This window comes from Halomonas sp. Cn5-12 (assembly GCF_021532545.1).
Lineage (GTDB): Bacteria > Pseudomonadota > Gammaproteobacteria > Pseudomonadales > Halomonadaceae > Vreelandella > Vreelandella aquamarina.
This window is the reverse complement of the sequence record NZ_JAKGAY010000030.1, coordinates 18919-41451: the sequence shown is the minus strand read 5'-3', so window position 1 is coordinate 41451 and position 22533 is coordinate 18919. Positions and strand designations below refer to the sequence as shown.

The 22533-nt window shown below is 55.4% G+C and carries 22 protein-coding genes, 3 tRNA genes and 4 pseudogenes; 7 read left to right on the top strand and 22 right to left on the bottom strand.

Annotation, left to right across the window (positions count from 1 at the left end; genetic code table 11):
- A pseudogene (locus L1249_RS14160) lies at window positions 1-551 on the top strand (RNA-guided endonuclease IscB); the annotation flags it as partial.
- Between the two features lie 71 nt (window positions 552-622).
- Window positions 623-1333, top strand: a complete 711-nt coding sequence (locus tag L1249_RS14155; RefSeq protein WP_054641075.1) for a 16S rRNA (uracil(1498)-N(3))-methyltransferase — start codon at window positions 623-625, stop codon at window positions 1331-1333.
- Window positions 1334-1355: 22 nt separating this feature from the next.
- Here L1249_RS14155 and rloA3 read toward each other — a convergent pair whose 3' ends face one another.
- The 11 genes and pseudogenes from rloA3 to hemH form a co-directional block, all read right to left on the bottom strand.
- Window positions 1356-1910 carry a retropepsin-like aspartic peptidase RloA3 gene (gene rloA3, locus L1249_RS14150; protein ID WP_058577085.1) on the bottom strand — a complete coding sequence of 185 codons (555 nt, stop codon included), beginning with the start codon at window positions 1908-1910 and terminating at the stop codon, window positions 1356-1358.
- Between the two features lie 71 nt (window positions 1911-1981).
- Entirely contained in the window at window positions 1982-3274 is a 1293-nt protein-coding gene (locus tag L1249_RS14145; RefSeq protein WP_235253647.1) for a lytic murein transglycosylase, read from the bottom strand.
- 12 nt (window positions 3275-3286) lie between these two features.
- A pseudogene (locus tag L1249_RS17710) lies at window positions 3287-3460 on the bottom strand (DASH family cryptochrome); the annotation flags it as partial.
- 174 nt (window positions 3461-3634) lie between these two features.
- Entirely contained in the window at window positions 3635-4039 is a 405-nt protein-coding gene (gene mnhG / locus L1249_RS14140) for a monovalent cation/H(+) antiporter subunit G (protein WP_044628503.1), read from the bottom strand.
- Window positions 4032-4301 (bottom strand): monovalent cation/H+ antiporter complex subunit F, encoded by a 270-nt coding sequence (locus tag L1249_RS14135; RefSeq protein WP_044628502.1) that lies wholly within the window; start codon window positions 4299-4301, stop codon window positions 4032-4034. The genes mnhG and L1249_RS14135 overlap by 8 nt, the downstream gene beginning before the upstream one ends.
- A complete protein-coding gene (locus L1249_RS14130) occupies window positions 4301-4774 on the bottom strand; it encodes a Na+/H+ antiporter subunit E (RefSeq protein WP_044628501.1) in 474 nt (157 codons plus the stop codon). The genes L1249_RS14135 and L1249_RS14130 overlap by 1 nt, the downstream gene beginning before the upstream one ends.
- Entirely contained in the window at window positions 4771-6372 is a 1602-nt protein-coding gene (locus tag L1249_RS14125; protein ID WP_062372776.1) for a Na+/H+ antiporter subunit D, read from the bottom strand. Before L1249_RS14125 ends, L1249_RS14130 begins: the two co-directional genes overlap by 4 nt.
- Window positions 6369-6716: a Na+/H+ antiporter subunit C gene (locus tag L1249_RS14120; protein ID WP_044628499.1), complete on the bottom strand. Its 348-nt coding sequence runs from the start codon at window positions 6714-6716 to the stop codon at window positions 6369-6371. The genes L1249_RS14125 and L1249_RS14120 overlap by 4 nt, the downstream gene beginning before the upstream one ends.
- Before the next feature lie 33 nt (window positions 6717-6749).
- The gene (locus tag L1249_RS14115; protein ID WP_044628498.1) at window positions 6750-7181 is read right to left on the bottom strand and encodes a Na+/H+ antiporter subunit B; all 432 of its coding nucleotides are present in this window, start codon (window positions 7179-7181) and stop codon (window positions 6750-6752) included.
- Complete coding sequence (locus L1249_RS14110) at window positions 7174-9522, bottom strand: putative monovalent cation/H+ antiporter subunit A (protein ID WP_062361653.1); 2349 nt, start codon at window positions 9520-9522, stop codon at window positions 7174-7176. Before L1249_RS14110 ends, L1249_RS14115 begins: the two co-directional genes overlap by 8 nt.
- Window positions 9523-9722: 200 nt before the next feature.
- Window positions 9723-10802 carry a ferrochelatase gene (gene hemH, locus L1249_RS14105; RefSeq protein WP_058577089.1) on the bottom strand — a complete coding sequence of 360 codons (1080 nt, stop codon included), beginning with the start codon at window positions 10800-10802 and terminating at the stop codon, window positions 9723-9725.
- A gap of 112 nt (window positions 10803-10914) precedes the next feature.
- Here hemH and L1249_RS14100 point away from each other — a divergent pair.
- Together L1249_RS14100 and L1249_RS14095 are read left to right on the top strand one after the other, a co-directional pair.
- Window positions 10915-11061, top strand: a pseudogene (locus tag L1249_RS14100) (cryptochrome/photolyase family protein); the annotation flags it as partial.
- Window positions 11061-11243 (top strand): annotated as a pseudogene (locus tag L1249_RS14095) (DCC1-like thiol-disulfide oxidoreductase family protein); the annotation flags it as partial. The pseudogenes L1249_RS14100 and L1249_RS14095, both read left to right, overlap by 1 nt.
- Window positions 11244-11268: 25 nt before the next feature.
- Here the strand turns inward: L1249_RS14095 and L1249_RS14090 are convergent.
- The 9 genes from L1249_RS14090 to rnr form a co-directional block, all read right to left on the bottom strand.
- On the bottom strand, window positions 11269-11571 hold the full coding sequence (locus L1249_RS14090) for a DUF6482 family protein (RefSeq protein WP_044628495.1): 303 nt from the start codon (window positions 11569-11571) through the stop codon (window positions 11269-11271).
- A gap of 139 nt (window positions 11572-11710) precedes the next feature.
- Complete coding sequence (locus tag L1249_RS14085; RefSeq protein ID WP_044628494.1) at window positions 11711-12004, bottom strand: hypothetical protein; 294 nt, start codon at window positions 12002-12004, stop codon at window positions 11711-11713.
- 82 nt (window positions 12005-12086) lie between these two features.
- Entirely contained in the window at window positions 12087-14747 is a 2661-nt protein-coding gene (locus L1249_RS14080) for a replicative DNA helicase (RefSeq protein WP_268825204.1), read from the bottom strand.
- A 130-nt stretch (window positions 14748-14877) separates the two neighbouring features.
- Window positions 14878-15324 (bottom strand): 50S ribosomal protein L9, encoded by a 447-nt coding sequence (gene rplI, locus L1249_RS14075; RefSeq protein WP_044628492.1) that lies wholly within the window; start codon window positions 15322-15324, stop codon window positions 14878-14880.
- 15 nt (window positions 15325-15339) lie between these two features.
- Window positions 15340-16191 carry a hypothetical protein gene (locus L1249_RS14070; protein WP_235253648.1) on the bottom strand — a complete coding sequence of 284 codons (852 nt, stop codon included), beginning with the start codon at window positions 16189-16191 and terminating at the stop codon, window positions 15340-15342.
- 12 nt (window positions 16192-16203) lie between these two features.
- Complete coding sequence (rpsR, locus tag L1249_RS14065) at window positions 16204-16431, bottom strand: 30S ribosomal protein S18 (protein WP_009097135.1); 228 nt, start codon at window positions 16429-16431, stop codon at window positions 16204-16206.
- A gap of 33 nt (window positions 16432-16464) precedes the next feature.
- Window positions 16465-16842, bottom strand: coding sequence for a 30S ribosomal protein S6 (gene rpsF, locus L1249_RS14060; RefSeq protein ID WP_044628490.1), 378 nt, complete (start codon window positions 16840-16842; stop codon window positions 16465-16467).
- A 211-nt stretch (window positions 16843-17053) separates the two neighbouring features.
- Entirely contained in the window at window positions 17054-17854 is an 801-nt protein-coding gene (gene rlmB / locus L1249_RS14055) for a 23S rRNA (guanosine(2251)-2'-O)-methyltransferase RlmB (protein WP_172416342.1), read from the bottom strand.
- 2 nt (window positions 17855-17856) lie between these two features.
- A complete protein-coding gene (rnr, locus tag L1249_RS14050; protein WP_172416343.1) occupies window positions 17857-20241 on the bottom strand; it encodes a ribonuclease R in 2385 nt (794 codons plus the stop codon).
- Between the two features lie 288 nt (window positions 20242-20529).
- On the opposite strand from rnr, the gene L1249_RS14045 reads away from it, so the two are divergent.
- The 3 genes from L1249_RS14045 (at window position 20530) to L1249_RS14035 (ending at window position 20923) form a co-directional block, all read left to right on the top strand.
- Window positions 20530-20616, top strand: a tRNA-Leu gene (locus L1249_RS14045).
- Window positions 20617-20702: 86 nt separating this feature from the next.
- Window positions 20703-20789: transfer RNA gene (locus L1249_RS14040), tRNA-Leu, on the top strand.
- Window positions 20790-20836: 47 nt separating this feature from the next.
- Window positions 20837-20923, top strand: a tRNA-Leu gene (locus tag L1249_RS14035).
- A 229-nt stretch (window positions 20924-21152) separates the two neighbouring features.
- On the opposite strand, the gene L1249_RS14030 is transcribed toward L1249_RS14035, so the two are convergent.
- A complete protein-coding gene (locus L1249_RS14030) occupies window positions 21153-22001 on the bottom strand; it encodes a DNA/RNA non-specific endonuclease (protein ID WP_137094880.1) in 849 nt (282 codons plus the stop codon).
- Window positions 22002-22078: 77 nt separating this feature from the next.
- A complete protein-coding gene (locus tag L1249_RS14025) occupies window positions 22079-22354 on the bottom strand; it encodes an Lrp/AsnC family transcriptional regulator (RefSeq protein WP_044628486.1) in 276 nt (91 codons plus the stop codon).
- Window positions 22355-22533 lie beyond the last annotated feature (179 nt).

Genomic DNA, 22533 nt, shown 5'->3' with positions numbered 1-22533 from the left:
GCCAGCTCAAGCAACCGATGCGCGATGCCAGTGCGGTCAATGCGACCCGCTGGGCGCTGTTCTCCGCGCTCAAAACCACGGATTTACCGGTCGCCGTGAGCAGCGGTGGCCGCACCAAATACAACCGACAGCGCCTCAACATCCCCAAGACGCATGCCTTGGACGCCGCTTGTGTCGGGGCTTTCGAGAAACTGCATGACTGGACAGTGCCGACACTGACGATCAAGGCGATGGGGCGTGGCAGCTATCAACGCACCCGCTTAACGAAACACGGGTTTCCGCGTGGCTATCTAATGCGGCAGAAGCAGGTGCACGGCTTTCAAACCGGCGACATGGTGCGTGCGATAGTACCCACCGGCAAGAAGGCTGGCACCTATACGGGCCGTGTCGCGATACGCAAAACCGGCAGTTTCAACGTCCAAGCCGAACACGGTGCAGTGCAAGGCATTTCCCATAAATACTGCACCCTCATCCAACGGAGTGATGGCTACGGCTATTACATCACACCCTTCACCAGCCTAACAGGAGGAGCGGGACAGGCGGTGGCGTAACCCAGTCGCCCTACGGGCGACGCGCTATTCCTCCCGGCACTAAAAGTACCGGGTATCCCGCGCAAAATCAGATGAATTTGATACTACTAGACCGGAGCGAGGTCGATGGTCACCACGCTCGTATTACCGATGCGCGCCGCCTGACCCATCTGCATGAAGTACACCGCGCTAACGAAGGCGATCGCTTAACCGTGGGTATTCAAGGCGGCGCTATGGGTAAGGCCACGCTAACGGAGCTCAACAAAACGCAGGCTCTGTTTGCGCTGGAAGATATCAACGAACCGCCGCCGCCTGCCCTGCCCGTTCATCTTGTCCTGGCGCTGCCGCGCCCGCGTATGCTGGCACGCACGCTTGAGCACGTCACGGCGTTAGGAGTCAAAGAGATTACCCTGCTGCACACCAAGCGGGTTGAAAAGAGTTACTGGCAGTCGCCGGAACTGCGGCCAGAAAAAATTCATCAGCATTTGATACTTGGGCTAGAACAAGCGCGGGATACTCAACTGCCTAACGTGACGCTCTGCAAAGGGTTTCGTCCTTTTATGGAAGAGCAGCTACCGGCACTTCTAACAGAACGAAGAGGATTGGTTGCCCACCCAGGCATGGAGAATGCCTGCCCGCGCGGTATTGATGAGCCAACGCTATTACTGGTAGGGCCCGAAGGCGGTTTTATCCCGTGGGAAGTGGAGCAGCTACTGACGGCAGGCTGCGAGGGAATGCACCTAGGCCCTCGTATCCTGCGGGTAGAAACAGCCGTCACCGCGCTGCTGTCACGGCTGTTTTGAGTGCTACCTGACTAATAAAGGATCAAGACTGGTCGTCTTCGGGGTCGTGGGGAACGTACGCAGCGTTTTCTCCACACTCGGGTTCCTGTAGAAACGTATTGCGTACGTCTAACAAGCCCAGGTGGCTGATGGTACGACGCCCCAATAGTAGCGGATAGATCATCTCTTCTCGGTCACGCAGGCTAAACTGCTCCTCGTAGATGGTATCCCCCATGCACACGTCCATCAGCACCACCGGGCGCTCGTCACGACCCCCAGCGCCACGCACGGTTTGCTCGCGATAGAGTGGACGCTCGATTTGGTCGCTAAAGGTGTCACCGCTCTCTTGATCTTCCAGCTTCAAACGAAAGCGCACCCACTCTTCGCCATCTTTTTCAAACATCTCGATATCACGGGCATCCAGTGATGAGGTAAGTGCGCCGCTATCCAACTTGGCCTTGACGGCAATCCCCCATGGCTCGATGTAAGCATTTTCCACCCAGCCGAAGACCTTATCCTCAGCCTGTGCGGTAGCACTGACCAACAGGGAACCAGCCAATACGCTCGCCCCCAACACCCCTAGAAATGTTTTTCCCATTGCGACTCATCCTTGGTGAGAAGTTTGCCTAGCTATCAAAGAGATTCAAACAGCGATGAAAGCGCCCTGAGCTAGCGCAACCGCTCTAACAGCGACTGGGTAGCAAAGCCATCCGGCACTAGGCCTTGGTCGCGCTGGAAGGCACGCAGCCCCGCCTGAGTATTCGGCCCCATAATGCCGTCGGCAGTGCCTACCGCGTAACCGGCGTTGTTCAAACGCTGCTGGAGCGTTCTGACATCATCACGGGTTAAAGGTGCCTCATCGCGTGGCCATGCTTGCGAAATGCCCTCTCGCCCAGCAATGGCGTCGGCTAGCGTGGCAACCGCCAGCGCATAGCTAGTGGCATTGTTGTAACGCAAGATAGCGCGGAAATTGGGACCTACGATAAACGCGGGGCCATTCGCCCCGGCCGGTACAATCACCGCAGCGCTATCGAAAGAGGGAAGCTCACCCCGAACGGCACGCACACCTTGTTCAGCCCATTCGGCGCTGCTCTTACGGTCGGTTTGCGAGTAGTCAAAGTCGTCGGGTAACCTGACCTCAGCACCCCAGGGTTGGCCTGCCTGCCAACCAGCGCGCGCAAGATAGTTCGCCGTCGACGCCATGACATCGGGAATACTACCCCAAATATCGCGGCGACCATCGCCATCGCCATCCACCGCGTAGGCCTCAAAGCTGCTGGGAATAAACTGGGTATGCCCCATTGCTCCCGCCCAAGAGCCTTTCATCTGCTCTGCGGCAATGTCGCCCTGGTCAATAATACGCAGCGCGGCAAGTAGCTCACTACTCGCAAAGTCGCGCCGACGGCCGTCATAAGCCAGCGTGGCGAGGGACTCTAGCGTCGAGAAATCACCAAAGTTGCTGCCGTAGTTACTCTCAACGCCCCAGATGGCCACGATGATTTCTGCTGGTACGCCATAGCGCTGCTGCATCTGTTGGGCTGTTTCACGGTGTTGCGCGTACTTCTCCTGACCATTGGTAATACGCGTGGTAGACACGGCACTATCCAAATACTGCCAAATGGCACGTACGAACTCAGGCTGGTAGCGGTCTAATTCAATCACCCGCTCGCGGTAGCGCAGGCCATCAAAGGCGGAGGCTAGCGTCGCTTCGCTAATCCCTTGGTTGGCGGCATAGCGACGAAACTCGCTTAACCACTGATTGAAGTTGGCATAGCGCACCTCTTCAGCGGCTCGTGCATCTACCTCGGTCATTAGTTGCGGGCTGGCGTGTGTGGCAGGGCTGTGGAGAGCAAGCGTCGTAGCGGCAACGAATAACAACGGGAATACAGCGGCTCGGCGAGTATTCAACGAATTGTTATGTTTCAGCGACACGGCGGGTAATGACACGGGTATTAACGGCATAGCATTCTTCTCTCAGCAATCCTTGGCGTGAGCTGGATGATGGCTCAGAAATGAGGGAGATACCACCCCTAGGCCGCTAGGGCAGAGAATAGGGGCTGGCAGCCAGTATGCCACGTAAAGCCCTTTGGAGTCGTAATGGCCCGCTTGCTTTAATACGTTGAAATACCTATCTTGGCGCGGGTCGCGGAGTCGCTGCCACGCCACGCCGCAATACATGGACACAACATCTTATACAGTACAATTATTGTACATAAATTGACATAACAGTTTTTCAGAATAGCGTCTCTATTTCGGGTTTTTTAGGCATAAAAAAAGCCACAACGAGGTGGCTTAAAGAAGTCGTTGATAGTGCTCGTCGCGCTAATCTGGGTCGGTGTTACGCGGGTGCCGCTTGGCGTTTTCCTGGGTTTCCATGCCGCTTTTAAGCTCATGGGTAAGCGGGTCGTAGTTAGGACGCAATTCATCTTTCACCGTGCCGCTCCACAGCCTTGAGCCCACGAAGTATCCGGCCCTCCCAATCACGTGGGCGGCAATCGGCGCAGTGATTAAGATAAACACAATAATGGCAAACGAGCGTGCCACTACGCCCACTTCAGCAAAATGCATGGCCGATGCCAGCATGATTAAAATCACCCCGAGTGCCGCCGCCTTGGTGGTGGCGTGCATACGCGTCAGCAAGTCAGGCAAGCGAAGTAAACCAACGGCGGCTAACAGCATAAAACTAGACCCTGTTAGCAGCATGGCCCCTTTAATTACATCAATCATCCCGCGGCCCTCCACGTTCTAAAAAGCGCGCAAAGCCAATGGCGGCTAAAAAGCCCATCAGCGCAATCACGATCGCGGCGTCCAAGAAGCTCGAGACGCCCGATTGAATCGCATACACACCGACCAACCCCACGACTGTCGTCGAGAACAGTTCTAGGGCCACTACGCGATCTGGCAGACTAGGTCCGCGCACCACGCGAACGAAGGTCAGCACGAGCGCCAAGCCCATGATCACCTGACTAATTAAAATCACGGTTTCCATTAACGAAATAACTCCAGTGCCCTGTGTTCCATCTCTTTCAAATTGCGTCGAAGCTCCTCTTCGTCGTCCAGGAACATCGCATGGATATACAACACTTTACGGTCATCGGACACGTCTAGGCTCAGGGTACCCGGTGTGAGCGAAATCAAATTCGCCACCAGGGTGATCTCCATTTCGGTGCGTGCCGACAGCGGTAAGGCAATGACCCCCGGCTGCATGTGCCAAGGCGGCGTCAGGATATCGAATGCCACGCGTAAGTTGGCCTGAACCAACTCTTTGATGAAAAAACCGAGAAAGCCGATGAAGCGCGGCACACGAGCAGGATAGCCTTTCAACCCATCGACTTGAGGCTCAATCAGCAGCAACGCGATATAGCCAAAAATCATCCCTACCAACAAATTCAACCCGGAGAAGTCGCCGCTCAGCAGCACCCAGGCCAAACCAAGCAAGAGGTTCCAAATGGCGCCGGTCATGGTGTTTCCTCCAAGCGGTCATCGACACGTTCGGCCTGTATCTCAATGGGATCCAGTAGCGCTGCTTCCGCACTTGCGGAGGCACCGAGTACCGCTTCGATATAGCCTGAGGGCGTCATCAATTGATCGCCTATTTGGTTCATCACCAGCATGATGGGTTCGGCAAACACGCCAATGAGCAGGGACATCATGGCCAGCACCACGACAGGCAGATACATCATCCACAGGCTGGGCTTCAGCAACCGGCCATCATCGCCTGTCGGTGTCGGTGTTTCGGGCACCTGGTTTTCTTCAGGTAGCGCCTTCCAGAACACTTCGTTCCAGATCTTCACCATGGAGTAGAGCGTCATCAAACCCACGGCCAGGGCGATGCCGGTCGCCACGTAAGCCTTTGCCTCAAAGCCTGCGCGCACCAGCACGAATTTGGCAAAGAAACCCGACAGCGGCGGAATGCCCGCCAGAGAGAAGGCGCTAATAAAGAACGCCACGGCCAGCCAAGGGCGTTCACGATATAGCCCGCCCATCTTTTTAAGCTGGTAAGTGCCCTGTAGGCGGTGGGTAATCCCGCTAATTAAGAACAGGTTCGTCTTCACAATGATGTTGTGCATGATGGCAAACACACCGCCTGCAATCGCCAGTGGTGTATAGAGCGCCAGCCCCAGGATCATATAGCCAATCTGGCTGACGATATGAAACGAGAGGATACGCCGGAATTCATACTGGGCGGCCGCCCCCAGCACGCCGGTCACCATAGTGAGAACGGCCCCCCACAGCATGATGTCCTGTAGGTAGCCCATGGTCTGATCGAAGATTAGCGTAAATACCCGGAACAGTGAGTAAACGCCCACTTTGGTTAACAGGCCTGCAAACAGTGCGGATACCGCCACCGGAGGCGTGTGATAAGAAGCAGGTAGCCAGAAAAACAGCGGAAACGCAGCGGCTTTGATACCAAAGGCCACCATAAACATCACCGCCAGCACTTCGACCATGCCGCTGTGCTCGGCTTCATCCATGCGCAGCGCGATATCGGCCATATTGAGTGAGCCCACCGTGCCGTAAAGTAGGCCTACCGCAGTGAGAAAAATGACCGATGCCAGCAGATTGAGCGTCACATACTTGATGGCGCCCTCCATCTGCGCGCGCTCGCCTCCCAGCGTCAGGAGCGCAAACGAAGCCACCAGCATGACTTCAAACCAGACATAGAGGTTGAAGATATCGCCCGTTAAAAAAGCACCCGCCACACCCGCCAACAGCAGATGCATAAGGGGGTAGTAGCCAAATTTTTCGTGGCCGCGGCCAGTCGTCGCCAGGGAGTAAATCCCCATGGCCAAGCCGATGATTCCGGTGAGCAGAATCATCACAGCGCTGAGCATGTCAGCGACGAGCGTTATCCCAAACGGTGCTGGCCAGCTGCCCATTTGAATGGTGATGTAGCCATCTTCTAAGACCGCAACGAACAGCCACAGGCTGACGACAAATAGTACGACGTTGCCAGCCACGGCAATAAAGCGCTGCATGGGCCTCGAGCGCCAAAACATCAGCGAAATGGCCCCGGAAAGCAGCGGCAGCAAAACGGGAAGTGCGACTTCAGGCCTCACGTGTCGGTATCCTTCATCTTGTCTAAATCATCTGCCTTAACGATTTCGTAGGCCCGGCGGATCAATACCACCGCAAACGCCAATACCCCAAAGGCAATCACGATAGCGGTAAGCACCACCGCTTGAGGCAGTGGGTCAGCGACATCGCCCAAAGGCTGCATCATCCCTTCAGGAATCAGCGGCGGTGCGCCACGAGTCATACCGGCGGTAGTAAAAATCAGCAGGTTGGCGGCATTAGAGAGTAGCATCAAGCCAATCACGAGTTTGACGATCGAGCGGCGTAGCATCATAAAAATAGCGGTGGCGTATAACAGGCCAATCGCCAGTGCCATTAACGGTTCCATGGGCGGCCTCCTGCAAACAGCGGGTTGGGTAACTTATGGCTCATCCTTATCCACCTCCATTAATGCCATGACCATGCCCATCACCGACCCCAACACCGCCAGATACACTCCGATATCAAAAATCAGCGGCGTAGACGCTTTAAAGTCGATCACCGGAATCGTCCACCACTGAGCAGTCAGAAAAGGCTGCCCCATGAACCAAGCGGGCACTACCGAGATCATCCCAAAAAAGAGTCCTGCGCCGATCAAGTCTCGCGGGTCGACCATGCGCAGCACCTCTTTGGTGGCACTGACCCCGAAGGCAAACAGGTAAAGAGTGAACGCCCCAGCTGCTACCAATCCGGCAATAAAGCCGCCGCCCGGTTCGTCATGGCCACGCAGCAGCAGAAAAACCGAGAACATCAGTTGCAGTGGCATCAGGAACCGCGCTGCCGTATTCAGAATAATCGTGCCTGATTTAACCATCGTAGGGCTCCTTCACGCTGGCTTTGTCGCTATCCGTCGCTTTGCCTTCTGCCTCCCTATGACGCAGCTTTAGCATCGCAATCACACCAATCGCGGCTAACGCTAAAACAAACATCTCGCCGAGCGTATCGAGGGCACGATAATCCACCAAAATGACGTTGACGATATTGCGACCATAGGCAAGCGGCGCGCTGTTTTCCACCATATAGGTAGAGATCGATTCAAACTGGTCGATACTCCAAGCGGTTATGATCAGCAAGAAGATTAATACCCCCATGGTGGCCGCAACGGCCCCATCACGGATGCGCTCAAGATTGGTGGAGAGATTTGAAAAACGCGGCAATCTGAAAAGTACCAATACCAGCAGGATCACCGTCATGGTTTCTACCAGCAGTTGGGTAATCCCCAAATCTGGCGCGCTAAACAGAATAAAGATCAGCGCGATAGAGAAGCCCATAATGCCCACCGATACCACGGCGCCTAAGCGGGAGCGTGAAATTGTGGCAAACAGCGCCCCCATTGCCATGGTGCCCACCACAATGACTTCATGGAAACGCACGTCTAGGGAGAGCGCCAGCTGCGGAGAGTGGCGCAGCAGTATTGAGTTGCCAATCAGCGCGATCAGCACTACCAGCATGACCAGGATGTAATTGCGCATATAGCCGTTTTGCAGCAGGCGTGTCTGCCATTCGGAGAAGCGCACGATGCCATTCATCAAGCCTTCGTACCCCGCCTCGGGGCCATGACGCATCACCGGTGCCAACCTGGCTAACTGGGCGCGTACGCTGTCCCACCGCTTGAACAGCAAAAAGCCGAGGATCAAGCTCACCACCGACATAATCAGCGCCACGTTGACGCCGTACCACAGCGACAGCGAGACCGGCAGCGTCTCCCCCGCAACCGCCGTTGCTGCCGAGGTCAAGAGCGCATCGGCCCCTAGCACAGCAGGGGCCAAGCCAAGCGCGAGCGACCCGAATGCCAATAGGCTTGGGCCTATCAGCATACTCAACGGCGCCTCATGGGGTATTTGGGGAGTTTCATGGCGTGCGCCGTAGAACGGCCGTAGCGCAACAATCGCCGCCACCGCAATGGTCAAGATGGCTGCCAGGAAGGCAAACAGCACCAGCAACAGTTGAACGCGCTCGGCGCCTAACGCTGCCTCCAGCATGAGTTCCTTACCGATAAAGCCAAACAGCGGCGGCACCCCTGCCAAGGAGAGCGCCGCCACAAAAGTGATCACTGCCGTGACAGGCATAACGCTTCGTAATCCGCCCATAGCGGTGACGTCTTTCGTGCCGGTTTCATGGTCAAGGATGCCCGCCACCATAAACAGCGCTCCTTTATACATGGAGTGGGCGAGCAGAAAGGTGACAAAAGCGGTCATGGCGTATTCGGAGCCAATCCCCAGCAGCATGGTGAGCGTTCCCAGCGCCATAATGGTGGAGTAGGCCAGCAGCTTTTTGATATTGGTATGGTGAATGGCTAAGAAGGCACCCGTCAGCATGGTGGTCGCCCCCACCACTGAGAGTATTGTCACCCACATGGCCGTGCCACCCAACTCCGGCTGTAGGCGTGCCAGCAGGTAAATCCCCGCTTTCACCATGGTAGCGGAGTGCAGGTAGGCCGACACAGGGGTCGGCGCCGCCATAGCGTTAGGTAACCAGAAGTGGAATGGGAACTGCGCCGACTTGGTAAAGGCTCCTAGCAATAAGCAGATCAGCATAGGGGCATAAAGCGCATGCTGGCGCAGGTCATCGTCTGACTGCAAAATTTCACTCAGAGACCAGCTACCGCTGGCGATACCCAATAGCACCAAACCTGCCATTAACGCCAAGCCACCAGCAACCGTCACAAAAAGCCCCTGACGAGCGGATTTGCGTGCTTCAATATCAGTATGGTTAAAGCCAATCAGCAGGTACGAGGTGATGCTGGTCAGCTCCCAGAAAATAAACAGCGTCAGCAGGCCGTCCGCTAACACAAGCCCCAGCATAGAGGCCATAAAGGCGACGAGGGCGAGGTGGAAACGGGCAATATCTTGGTGGCCTTTTAAGTAGCCACCCGCATACACCAGGACACAGGTGCCAATCACCGTAATCAGCAAGCCAAACAGCAGAGAAAGGCCATCCAGTAAAAAGCTAAGGCTAATGCCTAGCGAAGGCACCCACGACCACTCAAGTAACTGAGGCCCGTCACTCAACACCAGGGGCGCTTGACTAAAAAGCCAACCAGCCAGCAACGCCGGAAACAGCGCAAGCAGCAGGCTTGTTCGCTCCCCAAACCAACGGTTGAGCAGCGGTGAAGACGCTGCCAACACGAAGCCCATTAACACGGCAAATTGCATCCGGCGCTTTCTCCCTAGTGACGTTCATTCATCCCAATAAGCCGCCTATACAGATGCACAAGCCGCTTAAACGTTGAATAAGTGTGATTTTATATGCACAAACCTTATACTAGCGTTTCTCACATTTCTAGAAAAGACGGCCCCAATAAAAAACCGCCTAACGTAATACGCTAGACGGTTTTTATAGCAAATACGCGACTTTACGGTGTCGACAACCAGCCAGAGAGCTCGTTATTGACCACTGCTAACAGTGCATCTATATGGTCATCGCGGTCATTCAAACAGGGGATATAGCTAAAGGTTTCGCCACCCGCTTCCATAAAGCTGTCGTGGATCTCCTCTTTGATCTCCTCAAGGGTTTCCACACAATCAGAAGAGAATGCTGGCGAAAGAATCGCAATATGCTTATGCCCCTGCTTGGCCAGCTCGGCAACGTGCTCCACTGTTTGCGGGCCAACCCACTTCTCGGGGCCAAACTGCGACTGAAAGGCGGTATCCACCTCCTCCTTGCTTAAGCCCAGCTTCTCACGCAGCAGCCGTGTGGTTTTCTGGCATTGGCAGTGATAGGGGTCGCCTTCCATTAAATAACGCTCAGGCACCCCGTGATAGCTGGCAACTAACTTGGTCGGGCGGCTCTCAAACCCGTCATAAGCTTCCTGTACCGAATTCGCCAGCGCCTGGATATAGGCAGGATGCTCAAAATAAGCGGGCACGGTGCGAATATAGGGCTGCCACTTCATCTTCATCAGCGCGCGAAACGCCTGATCATTCGCCGTCGCGGTGGTGGGCGAGCCGTATTGCGGGTAAAGCGGGAAGAACACAATGCGCTCGCAGCCCTTCTCTTTCATACGCTTTAGCACGCTATCGGTGGAGGGGTTGCCGTAGCGCATGCAGAAATCAACTTCTACATCATCGCCATACAACGCCGTTAAGCGCTCGGTCATTTTTTCCGTTTGGGAACGCGTGATGGTTAGCAGCGGGCTTTCATTCTTCTCATTATTCCAAATACTTTTATACGCATGGCCAGATGAAAAAGGCCGCTTGGTGAGAATGATCAGCTGCAGCAGCGGCTGCCATTTCCAACCAGCGTAATCCACAACCCGTTTATCGGATAAGAACTCGCTGAGATAGCGGCGCATGGACCAGTAGTCGGTGGCATCGGGTGTTCCCAGGTTGGCCAGAACTACGCCCACCTTGGCGCGGGGAACCGCAGGGTGACTGCTGGGCGCATGAGTTAAACGCCCCTCACCGGGTTGATCCTTTACAACGCTATCGGCCATCTCGCTCACTCCTTAGGTGCAGTACATAATGGGCAAAATCTTAACACTTTTCGGCAAAGTCGCGGCATAAAGTTATACTATCAACACTATTTGTATAACCTCAGGCTAACTCATGTCTAAGCCGTTACTGCTCGTATTGGGTGATCAGCTCACGCTGACGCTTCCAACGCTTTGCGACGCGCCTTCCAATGCGGTGGTTGCGCTATGCGAAGTGGCTGAAGAAGCACGCTACGTGCCACATCACCTGCATAAAACCGGCAGGATAATCAGGGGAGATGGTTTATCGGCATGGACGCCAGCCGGGCCCTGTATGCGGTGTTGGGCTACCGGCGGGTGGTAAGACTTTCTTGCTTACCGGGCCTGCGAAGCATGATGGATGCAGGCTACCGTTTTTTTGCCCGACGCCGTATCCGGCTGGGACTGTGGTGGGAAAAGCGTTAGGTTAAACCGTTACGTTAACCAGTGATTAAAAAACTAGCGGCATACGCGAGGTCAGCGGCGAGCTGTAATGGGCGTCGTGACCAATCACTTCATCCTGCGGCACATGTTGCACCAGGTAAGCGCGATGGATGCCTGCACGTTTTAGCTCCAGATAAACGTCATCTAATGAACGGAACAGCATCGGCTTATTACGTTGCATCAGCATATGGCGTTCGCCTTCTACATCTTCTAGCTCTACTTGGTAGAAGCGGCTTCCCGAATGGGTAATCACCCGAATTTCAAAGTTGTCGTGACTTGCGACGAACTGTTTGAGCGCTTTCAGTTCCATGGTTCCCTCCTGTTATTGGTCATCGTCATGGAGCACAGCATGACGCGACCCCATGACAATAATATTACCTTGGCACTAACTGCCTAAGAGGGCAATAACAGAAAAGAGTTCCTGACCAACTCGTCAACTTATGGTCGATTTACTGATACTCGGACGGGTCAATCGCCTTACCCAGCGAGTTACGATCAATCCAATTACCGCCTTTGGTCTCTTTGTACCGAAACACTACTTTGTCGCCGACCGCGACGGGAAGTTCAGCATCTTCCGTTTGGTAGCTGTACTTCTCTCCCTCCACTACCAGAAAGTAGCGATAAAGGTCGGGCATGCCCAGCCACTCTTTAAAAGGCCCCTCGCGCTCTAGCGACTGGAGTTCACCGCGGCCTTCCAACTTAGGAAGACGTTTGCGGTTACCGCGCCTAAAACCACCTGCCATTTGTTACTCCTGTCTCTCTATCTGCTCGAGGCGAACTGCTCATGAGGGTGCGCATTATACGTTCTCCCTCATGTCGCTCAAGTTAATCGCCAAACGCTTCGCCGTAGCTATCGGGAGCCAAGTCCTCAAAGCGCGTGTATTTACCAATAAAGGCCATGTGCACCGTGCCAATCGGCCCGTTACGCTGCTTACCGATGATCAGCTCCGCAATCCCCTGGTTGTCAGGGTTATCCGGGTTATACACCTCATCCCGGTAAACGAAGGCAATGACGTCAGCATCCTGCTCGATCGCTCCCGAGTTATGGCTCACGATACCGTCGGCTAACCAGCACGCATCCCCCGGTACGGTTAAGTCAAACACCTCTTCTTCCCCACAGGAACGTATCTCGACGACCTGATCCCAAAATAGCTCACTGGAGGCTATTTGCGATAAAGCAGCATCACCGAGCACGTCAGCGTAACTGCTGAGCGTGGCACGTGAAGGTGCGAAGCTAAAGTGCGATGCGCCCCCATAGGCCGTACCCCGCATCGCCGCCATTTGCCGCTGGCTTATCCCTTTCTCCGCCATGGCTTGTTTAACGTGATCAAATACCTCCTGCGGCAAAGTATCGATATTGGTGTTGGCCGTCATCGTTGACGCTTTAATTCGCTCCAGCGCTGGCTGCTGATGACCAAATGCACCAATCAGCCGGGCGAAGCGCTGCTGTTGCTCGCTTCCCGATACATCTGCGGTATACCATCCGCCCCCCTCACCCGATAGAACGTGACGAATTCTGGCCACAATACCGAAGCGCAGCAGCAGGGCACTAACGTCATCAATAAGGCGACGGCTAACCGTTGCGAAGTAGAGCCGGGTTCGGCCATTTTTATCCATCGTAATGCTGCCGTCGGTTGCCCACAGATGACGCATAAATAGCGCCAACTGCTGATTGGAGAGCTTGAAAACATCGCTAGGAATATACTTTTCAGCAGAGCGCTGCCCAAAAATCCCCAATGATTTCAACCAACGCCCTACCCCTTGTGCATGCCAGCGATTGCCATTACCAGCAATGACGAGCTGATGCCAGTTACCACGCCCGGCATGGCGGGTAACGGTTGAACCAAATTGCTCAGCGGCGCGCTGGACAGCCTCACTATTCGCCTCGCTGGCCGTGGTGTAACGTAGCGGTTGGCCTTTGACATAGCTGCCGTCGCCCAACAAATGGGCTAGCAGGATAAGCGCGTACTCCTCCCATACCACCGGGTTCTCTGGCTCGGGGAGATGCCTTGCTAACGCAATACGGTCACCCACCTTCAGCTCGGCCACGGTTTTCCAATCCCACAGTGCTTTTAAGCGATGCTTAGCAGTGGCACGAATACGCCGCCCACTAGCGAGGGAGACTTCAAATATAGGTTTGGCACCCACTGACCACACTAGATCCGTGGCGGAGCAATGGAGCCTACCATTCTCCCCTAACGAGACAACGCTAGGCGTTTGCCCTACCAGCTCGCGAATGGGCTGTCGCTCTCCATTAGCCAGCATGACCAACGTGTCTCCCGTGACACATTCGCGCAAATCCGACATCACGGGGCGCTTGTTGGGGCGCTGCTCTAGCGAGCGGTTCAGCTGCGAAAGCGCCACGACCGGGCAGTTGAACTCCTTTGCCAACCCTTTGAGTGAGCGGGAGATTTCAGATATCTCACCGGTGCGGTTTTCAGAAAAGCCTGGGATCTGCATCAGCTGAAGGTAATCGATCATGATCAGCGCCATATTGCCGTGCTCACGCACGATACGGCGCAGTCGCGAGCGCATCTCATTGGGCGAGAGCGCGGCGGTATCATCGATGAACAGCTGTTTGTCTTTGAGAAGGTTGACAGCCGATGTGAGCCTTGGCCAATCTTCGTCCTCCAGCTGGCCCGAGCGAACGCGCGTCTGATCGATACGTCCCAGCGAAGAGAGCATCCGTAGCATCAGCGACTCTGCGGGCATCTCCATGGAGAACACCATGACCGGCTTGTCGCTAGAGATGACCGCATGCTCGACCAAGTTCATGGCGAATGTCGTCTTACCCATCGACGGACGCCCAGCGATGATCACCAAGTCGGAGGGCTGCAGACCCGAGGTCATCTCGTCCAGATCGCGGAAACCGGTGGAGAGACCAGTCATCTCGCCTTTGAGGTTGAAGAGCTCATCGATGCGGTCGACCGCTTTGGTGAGCAGGTCGCTCATACCGATAGGTCCACCGGTTTTGGGGCGCTCTTCGGCAATTTGAAACACCAGCCGCTCGGCTTCGTTTAACAGCTCATCGGCGGGCCGCCCTTGCGGAGAGAACGCCCCTTCAGCAATTTGATTAGCTGCCCGAATCAGCTTACGCAGCGTGGCGCGTTCGCGAACAATATCTGCATAGGCGCGAATGTTGCTGGCTGAGGGTGTATTGCGGGCCAGCTCTGCCAAAAACCCGAGCCCACCTACAGTATCTAACTGGTCACGGGCTTCCAGCGCTTCGGAAAGCGTGACTACGTCTAGCGGCTGCCCTGACTCCGCTAGATGAATCATGACATTGAACACCAACCGGTGCTCATAACGATAAAAATCGTCGGCTACCAAGCGCTCAGAGACGTTGTCCCACGCCTGATTGTCCAACATAAGCCCGCCTAACACCGACTGCTCCGCCTCTAGCGAGTGCGGCGGCAGCTTAAGCGCCGCCGTTTCTTGATCAGCAGAAGGCTGGTCCTGCATAGCGAGCTCCTTAAAATAACGCATTGCCAACGGCGCTTATCTTAGCCGGGCAGCTTCCTTCGTACCACTGGCATAGCGAATCAGTAGCAGCTTAAAAAGACAAAGGGCGCGGGATATCCCGCGCCCTTAGAGGCGTTAGCGTTGGCGAGCGAGATTACTCGGCGACAACGACCACGCGTACAACGGCGTCCACTTCTGCATGCAGGTGGAGGTCGATGTCGTATTCGCCAGTTTGACGAATCGGGCCCTGCGGCATACGGACTTCGCTCTTGGCAACTTCGATGCCAGCAGAGGAGATCGCGTCGGCCAGGTCACGCGGACCGATAGAACCAAACAGTTTGCCTTCATCACCCGCTTTAGAAACCAACGACAGTTCGATGTCGTTAAGCTGCTCAGCACGTGCTTGGGCTTCTGCTTTACGCTCAGCGGCTTGAGCTTCAAGCTCTGCACGCTGCGCTTCGAACGCTTCAACGTTCTCTTTGGTGGCCGGTACGGCTAAACCGTAAGGCACCAAGTAGTTACGACCATAACCAGGCTTAACAGTGACCTTGTCACCCAGGCCGCCCAGCTTACCAATGTTGTCGAGCAGAATGACTTCCATCTCGTAAACCTCTTGTCAATTGCTGCGGGCAAGGCGTGCGCGAACGTTCGCGAATGTATCAATCAGCCCCAACAGCAGCACAATGAGAATCGTGGGCCAGGTCGTGATCAGCAGCACATAAAATGCCACCAGCCACAGCCCGTTCATCCCCTTAATTCCAATAAACCCATGCACTAACGCAATACCGGCGATCAGCAGCGGAATCCAACTCAGCATGGCCAGCGCCTGCGCTCCCAGCACCATACCTGCCACCCCAAGCACTACTAAAATAGCGAGTTCTTTAGGGGCCAGGCGCAGCGCATGGAATTCTTCACGAAAGCCACCTGGGTTATAAAGCCCAGCCTGCCAGCTGCGTGCTAGCGCCAAACATGCGATGGCCGCTAACAACACAACCAACCCCGTGACGCCGCCAATGACCATGGCGGCCAGAGTCGTCGTATCGATGCCTTGGTTGGCAAACTCCGTGAGCATGCGGTCGACCTCTTGCGAGCTCTCGCGCAGCTGCTCCAGCATGAGTTCGGTGCCACCCGGCGGGCTGAAGATGCCCAGCTGAACCATGATCGCGGCCGCTAAGGTGCCAACGATCAGAGCTTCGCTCCAGCGTATCCTTTCGCGCAATATGACCGCCATTAACGAGACGAGTAATACGCTCGCCAGCGGAATCACATCACCCTGCGCCCACCAGAAACCAGCTGGTAATGCCGCAGCGATAATCACCGGAAACGCGGGAGCAAAGCCCTTGCGCAAGGTCACTAACGCCGCGATGGCCGCACCCAACCAAAACAGCCAGGGCACTAACGCTGCTAGCGCTGCCCCGCCTGCGGCATAGGGCGTGCCACGCATCAGCCATCTTGCGAGTGCCAGCATCACGTCAAACGCTTACTGGTGGCTATCGGAGTAGGGCAGCAGTGCCAGGTAGCGTGAACGCTTGATAGCGGTCGCCAGCTGACGCTGATAGCGTGCTTTGGTGCCGGTGATGCGGCTCGGAACGATCTTGCCGGTTTCGGTGATGTAAGCCTTCAGCGTGTCGAGATCTTTATAGTCGATCTGCTTGACGCCTTCAGCGGTGAAGCGGCAAAACTTACGGCGACGGAAAAAACGTGCCATGGACTAGCTCCTTAAAACGTGCGGTGGATAAAATCAGGCAGTCTCTTCAGCTTCAGCGCGCGGTTTTTCTTCGCGACGCGGACGCTTCTCTTCTGCCGGCTTCATCATCGGGGAAGCTTCGGTGATCGCTTCTTTGCAGCGAACAACCAGGCTGCGGATGATGGCGTCGTTGAAACGGAAGATGTTCTCGATTTCTTCGAGAGTCTCGCCGGTGCACTCAACGTTCATCAGCACGTAGTGGGCTTTGTGGATCTTGTTGATCGGGTAAGCCAGGTGACGACGGCCCCAATCTTCAAGGCGATGCACAGTGCCAGCGTTTTCGGTAACGATGCTGGTGTAGCGCTCGACCATAGCCGGCACTTGCTCGCTCTGATCCGGGTGGACCATAAACACGATTTCGTAATGACGCATGGAATCTCCTTGCGGTTTGGCAGCTTCCGGTGTGCGTTAGGGCAAATGCCTTAACCGCGACAGGGAAGCAAGGAGTTAACTGAAATGCCCTTTCTAGGCCGCGAACAGCCGAGACAGGACATCAAGCAGAACTGTTGATCGTATAAGTCACTTACCAATACGAACGCCCGCTTATGAATAAACGGGCGCAAGCATTCTAGTGGGCTGGCCGCTAACTTGCAAGCTGCCGCTGACGAACGGCTTCAAACAAACAAATACCGGTAGCCACCGAGACATTAAGACTCGACACCTGCCCTGCCATAGGCAGCTTGGCAAGATTATCGCAGGCTTCGCGAGTCAAACGGCGCATGCCCTTCCCTTCTGCCCCCATCACCAACGCAGTGGGGCCAGTCATATCAACCTCAAACACGCTGGCTTCTGCTTCACCGGCGGTGCCGGTAATCCAAACGCCCGCATCTTTGAGCTTGGCCAAGGTGCGCGATAGATTCGTGACCTGATAGACCGGAACGACTTCCGCCGCCCCACAGGCCACCTTTCTGACCGTGGCATTGAGCGGTGCGGCCTTGTCTTTCGCCACGATCACGCCATGAGCCCCCGCAGCATCGGCACTACGCAGGCAGGCACCGAAGTTATGCACATCGGTGACGCCATCCAGCACCAGCAGTAGCGGCGGTGTAGGCGCATGCCAGGCGCGCAACTTCAGCCATAACGATTCTTCGCCTTCCGGCGTTAATGGCGCGCAAAACGCCACCACACCTTGGTGTGCCGCACCTTGGGTGAGCTGATCAAGCACCTCGCGAGACTGCTCTTTAATACGCGCACCGCTTGCCTGGGCATTTGCTACCACGTTTTTTAGGCGGTTGCCCGCCCCCTGCTGAACCCAAAGCTCGCGCGGGGCTTCACCGCGCTCGAGCAGGCTCTCTAACGCATGAACACCATACACTTGATCCAAGCCATCCGGCGTGCGAATGGCGGCATTACGCGGGTTACGTCGAGATGACGACGACTTCATGCTCAACCCTTTTTCGCTGATGGTTTACGCGGGCCGTTCCGGGTACGGCGCGGGCCACGACGAGTCGGCTGTTTATCGGTTGCAGCAGCGGCTTTCGGGCCGCCGCTCTCACCACGGCGCTTGCGCGGTTGGCGGCGCGGGCGTGGCTTATCGTCGACCAAGCCAAAGTCGATTTTCCGATCATCCATATCGACACGCGCTACCTGCACGGTCAAACCGTCGCCTAAGCGATACGTAGTACCCGTGCGCTCCCCTTTTAGGCGATGCTTCTCGGCTTCGTAATGATAGTAGTCCGACGGCAGCGAGGTGACATGCACTAGGCCTTCTACATAGAAGTCGTCCAGACGAACAAACAGACCGAACTGCGTTACAGAGGCAATCGTGCCTTCGAACGTCTCCCCAAGCTTATCGGACATGAACTCACACTTGAGCCAGCTCTCGACATCGCGAGTCGCTTCATCCGCGCGTCGCTCGGTCATCGAGCAGTGCTCGCCCAGTTCCAGCATCTGCTCGAAGGTATAGGGGCACCACTTGCTCGGCGGCTCTACCGGCGCTCCCTCTACCCGCACGACCGTATTGGTCTGGCGCGGCCCGCGAATGACCGAACGAATAGCGCGGTGAACCAAGAGATCGGGATAACGGCGAATCGGTGACGTGAAGTGAGCATACGCTTGGTACGCCAAGCCGAAGTGCCCTTCATTTTGCGGCGAATAGACCGCCTGATTCATCGAGCGCAACATGACGGTCTGGATAATATCGGCGTCCGGTCGGTCAGCGATGGCTTCGCGTAGCACTTGATAATCTTGCGGCGTGGGTTCGTCGCCCCCACCCAAGGAAAGCCCCAGCTCACTCAAGAACAAGCGCAGCTTGTCTAAGCGCTCGGGCGTGGGCCGCTCATGAATACGGTAAAGCGCAGGCAGGTCATGCTTATCCAAGAAGCGCGCCGTGGCTACGTTGGCGGCCAGCATGCACTCCTCGATGAGCTTGTGAGCGTCGTTACGCGTTCGCGGCACGATTTTTTCGATCTTGCGCTCATCGTTAAAGATGATCGCCGTTTCAGTGGTATCAAAATCGATCGCTCCGCGCTCTTCCCGAGCAGAGCGCAGCAGGCCATAAAGCTCGTGCAGGTTTTTGAGCGGCTTGACTAATTCCGCATGCTCACGACGCAGCGCCTCACCCTCTTCGCTCTCGCCATCCAACATCGCCGCCACCTTGTTATAGGTCAGGCGAGCATGGGAGTTCATCACGGCTTCATAGAACGAGTAGCGGCTAATGGCGCCGGTTTTGGAGATGTTCATCTCGCACACCATCACCAGGCGGTCGACATGCGGATTCAGCGAACAGAGGCCATTGGAGAGCAGCTCCGGCAACATCGGGACGACTTGACCGGGGAAGTAAACCGAGTTTCCACGCGTACGCGCTTCATCATCCAGCGCAGTGCCGGGTCGAACATAGTGCGACACATCGGCAATCGCTACCAGCAGCTTCCAACTACCGGATTTGGTCTTCCAAGCGCAGACAGCATCGTCGAAGTCTTTGGCAGATTCGTCATCAATGGTGACAAGCGGAATGTCACGCAGATCGACGCGATGCTTTTTATCCTCCTCCAAGACCTCGGCAGAGATTTCGCTGGTTTGATCCAGCACCTCTGGCGGAAACTCGGCGGGGATGTCATAGCTGCGAATGGCAATGTCGATCTCCATGCCAGGATCCATACGCTCCCCCAGCACTTCGATGACTTCACCCACCGGCTGCACCCGCGTGGCGGGCTGCTGCACGATCTTGGCCGAAATGACCTGGCCGTCTTTGGCACCCCCACAGGCGGTATGTGGGATGATCACCTCTTGCGTAATACGCGGGTTTTCAGGAATCAGCACGCCAAATTCCGGCGTGTTACTACGGTACACACCGACAATGGTTTGAGTATTGCGGGCAATCACATCGACAATGGTCGCTTCGTCACGACCGCGACGGTCACGACCACTAATGCGTACCAGCACGTGGTCCCCGTGAAATACACGCCGCATTTGACGAGGCGGCAGGACGAGATCTGGCTTTTTGCCATCATCTCTGAGTACGAAGCCAAAACCATCGCGATGCCCAAGCACCTTACCTTTAATCAGATCGAGCTTATCGATCAGCGCGTAAGCACCTCGTCGATCACGCAGCACTTGCCCGTCGCGCTCCATAGCGGCCAGGCGCCGACGCACGGCTTCTAGGTGGTCTTCATCTTCAATGCCCAGCATTCTACTCAAGTTTTCATGAGTAATCGGTTTACCGTAGCTTTCTAAGGCAGCCAGTAGATATTCGCGGCTGGGCGCAGGATTATCGTACTTTTGCGCCTCGCGCTCGGCGTGCGGATCATCACTCAACGTCCAGTACTTCATGCGATCAACATCCTTGGTGGCGTTTGCGGGAGGCGGACAGTTAGCGCAGGCGTGGTGCACTGCGGGTGGGAGTTGTCTTCGACGGCGTTAGCGCCGTTGTCAGCTGCTAAGCCGTTGTCAGCTGCTAATAAGCTGAAGCATGTCATGTTTTGTTTGGTCATAGGCGCAGTATAGCGCTGCCCGCTCAATCACCCAACCACCTAACACCGCATTAATGCGATTTCAGTATTAAAAAAAGCGCCTTGGGGCTTGCATTTAACCACGGCCTCGGTATCATACGCGCCACTTGCCCAGATGGCGGAATTGGTAGACGCGCTAGCTTCAGGTGCTAGTGACCGTATGGTCGTGGAGGTTCAAGTCCTCTTCTGGGCACCAAACCACTTCATGTTATCCCCTTTTCATGAAGTCGTAAGGTGCAGCGGCAAGCAAGAAGTAGATGTGAAAGCAGTTAGTTTGTATTCGCCCAGGTGGCGGAATTGGTAGACGCGCTAGCTTCAGGTGCTAGTGTCCGTATGGACGTGGAGGTTCAAGTCCTCTCCTGGGCACCATACGAATACAGACGCTATAACTGTTTTAGTTGTAAAAAGAATGATGCGCCCAGGTGGCGGAATTGGTAGACGCGCTAGCTTCAGGTGCTAGTGTCCGTATGGACGTGGAGGTTCAAGTCCTCTCCTGGGCACCATTTTATGGTCCCGTCCGCATCACTCTTTATCTTCCTCATAGATATTCAATAAACACCTCGCTCAGAGTTATTCTTGATAGAGAACCATCTTTGTATGGCGCTTTTTGCGTCTTATCTTCATGACTGCGATTGCACCCTACCGCCTTAACTTACTTGCCAAACATGTCAAGCGGGCGAAACATTAATGCGGCTTCGCCCGCCGTGATTGCTGGTTAATGCATCTCCGTGCTTATTGATAGCGCCCAGGGCGGCGAGCAATTTCTTCCAGCGCCCATCCTTGTGTCCGCAGCTCGCCTTCTAGCACGGCTTCCATGGTAGGGGTTAAGTCAGGAAAGAAGTTCAGTCCCGTTTGCGCTTCGATATCATCAATGGTGACGAGGTAGTCATCCAGCGGCTCATTGCCTCTGACGTCTTGGGGCATAATAAATGCCAGCGCTAAAGGCGCTTCGTCGTGAGGCGCAACGATAATTTTGTAGAACGCCTGAGGCACTTCCACAAAGCCGACGCGGTTAAACACGTTATCCATAAAGCGCTCAGGGTAGATCGGCCCGGTGATCACCTGTAAGCGCTCAAAACGCGGCGCGAAGTGGTCCATCACCGACTCTTCTAAACGCTGCCACAGTTGACGATTTAAGTTGGGCCGCTGCGGAGCCATATTACTCATTAAGAAGGTGTCGATTTGCGCACTACGCCCATGCACGGCAGCAATAGCGTAGTTAGGCGCCAGATGCCCGCGGTCGTAGCCGCTCCCTGAGTAGCTATCAGTATCCACCGGCCATAGCGTGCGCCAGTCAGCCTGAAAGTTGGGCCGCCCGCCGATCCGGGTATTGTCCGGTACGGCCTTCACTTGATAGCTCACCCATAGCGCACCGACACGAACATCCGACCATCCCACTAAAAAGCCATCGTTGCGTAAAACGCGATGAAACGTGGTGGGGCGAAACTCCTCCCAAGTGGGCACGCCTTGCCAGGTATAGGCATCTTGATGTTGGCGCCCCTGGAATTCCCATAACCCGGTTCCCACTATTACAAACAGCACAGCGATGCCCAGGCGTCGCCCCTGACGACGCCAGTGCACAAGCGATTTCCCCAACGGAGTCACTCCCCTACAAGCTTTTTAGATAGACCAGTATGTTTTTTAGTAGGTAGCTAACGTTACCAGCCGAGTGAAAACATGGTTTCCAAGTCGTGACGAGAGTGAACCTGCATGGCATTCAGCGTTTCGGTATCACTAATCCCTTCTACGGCATTTAGGCGCTCGGTCACCAGCTCCGCTAGGCTCTCAAAATCGCGGGTGCGGGCAATGGCGACTAGGTCGTAACGGCCGCAGGTGGAGTACACTTCGCTGATCCCTTCCACATCGGCTAGGCGTTCAGCCACTGCCTTTACTTGGCCTTTTTCGGTATTAATCAAGATCACTGCGTTTTGCATGGCGCCCTCACTAATCATGTCTTGTGGATATCACGCTACGGGGCGAGTATAGCAGCCTGCTAGGTACGGCCAAGCGCTGCCTGACAGCGTGGCTAATTGTCGCGCTATTTATAAGGTTATTCGCACTAATTTTGAGCATGCGCTAGCATGTACCGTAGACCTCCGATTTATAAGACTTG

Coding starts and splice junctions, on each gene's coding strand:
- L1249_RS14090 (WP_044628495.1), bottom strand. CDS start 11,571: ATGGAACTGAAAGCGCTCAAACAGTTCGTCGCAAGTCACGACAACTTT.
- rpsF (WP_044628490.1), bottom strand. CDS start 16,842: ATGCGTCATTACGAAATCGTGTTTATGGTCCACCCGGATCAGAGCGAG.
- mnhG (WP_044628503.1), bottom strand. CDS start 4,039: ATGATTGATGTAATTAAAGGGGCCATGCTGCTAACAGGGTCTAGTTTT.
- L1249_RS14025 (WP_044628486.1), bottom strand. CDS start 22,354: ATGCAAAACGCAGTGATCTTGATTAATACCGAAAAAGGCCAAGTAAAG.
- hemH (WP_058577089.1), bottom strand. CDS start 10,802: ATGGCCGATAGCGTTGTAAAGGATCAACCCGGTGAGGGGCGTTTAACT.
- rpsR (WP_009097135.1), bottom strand. CDS start 16,431: ATGGCACGTTTTTTCCGTCGCCGTAAGTTTTGCCGCTTCACCGCTGAA.
- rlmB (WP_172416342.1), bottom strand. CDS start 17,854: ATGAAGTCGTCGTCATCTCGACGTAACCCGCGTAATGCCGCCATTCGC.
- L1249_RS14110 (WP_062361653.1), bottom strand. CDS start 9,522: ATGCAATTTGCCGTGTTAATGGGCTTCGTGTTGGCAGCGTCTTCACCG.
- L1249_RS14135 (WP_044628502.1), bottom strand. CDS start 4,301: ATGGAAACCGTGATTTTAATTAGTCAGGTGATCATGGGCTTGGCGCTC.
- L1249_RS14145 (WP_235253647.1), bottom strand. CDS start 3,274: ATGCCGTTAATACCCGTGTCATTACCCGCCGTGTCGCTGAAACATAAC.
- rplI (WP_044628492.1), bottom strand. CDS start 15,324: ATGGAAGTCATTCTGCTCGACAACATTGGTAAGCTGGGCGGCCTGGGT.
- L1249_RS14115 (WP_044628498.1), bottom strand. CDS start 7,181: ATGGTTAAATCAGGCACGATTATTCTGAATACGGCAGCGCGGTTCCTG.
- L1249_RS14130 (WP_044628501.1), bottom strand. CDS start 4,774: ATGACCGGCGCCATTTGGAACCTCTTGCTTGGTTTGGCCTGGGTGCTG.
- L1249_RS14120 (WP_044628499.1), bottom strand. CDS start 6,716: ATGGAACCGTTAATGGCACTGGCGATTGGCCTGTTATACGCCACCGCT.
- L1249_RS14070 (WP_235253648.1), bottom strand. CDS start 16,191: ATGCTGGCACTCGCAAGATGGCTGATGCGTGGCACGCCCTATGCCGCA.
- L1249_RS14085 (WP_044628494.1), bottom strand. CDS start 12,004: ATGGCAGGTGGTTTTAGGCGCGGTAACCGCAAACGTCTTCCTAAGTTG.
- L1249_RS14080 (WP_268825204.1), bottom strand. CDS start 14,747: ATGCGTTATTTTAAGGAGCTCGCTATGCAGGACCAGCCTTCTGCTGAT.
- rnr (WP_172416343.1), bottom strand. CDS start 20,241: ATGAAGTACTGGACGTTGAGTGATGATCCGCACGCCGAGCGCGAGGCG.
- rloA3 (WP_058577085.1), bottom strand. CDS start 1,910: ATGGGAAAAACATTTCTAGGGGTGTTGGGGGCGAGCGTATTGGCTGGT.
- L1249_RS14155 (WP_054641075.1), top strand. CDS start 623: ATGAATTTGATACTACTAGACCGGAGCGAGGTCGATGGTCACCACGCT.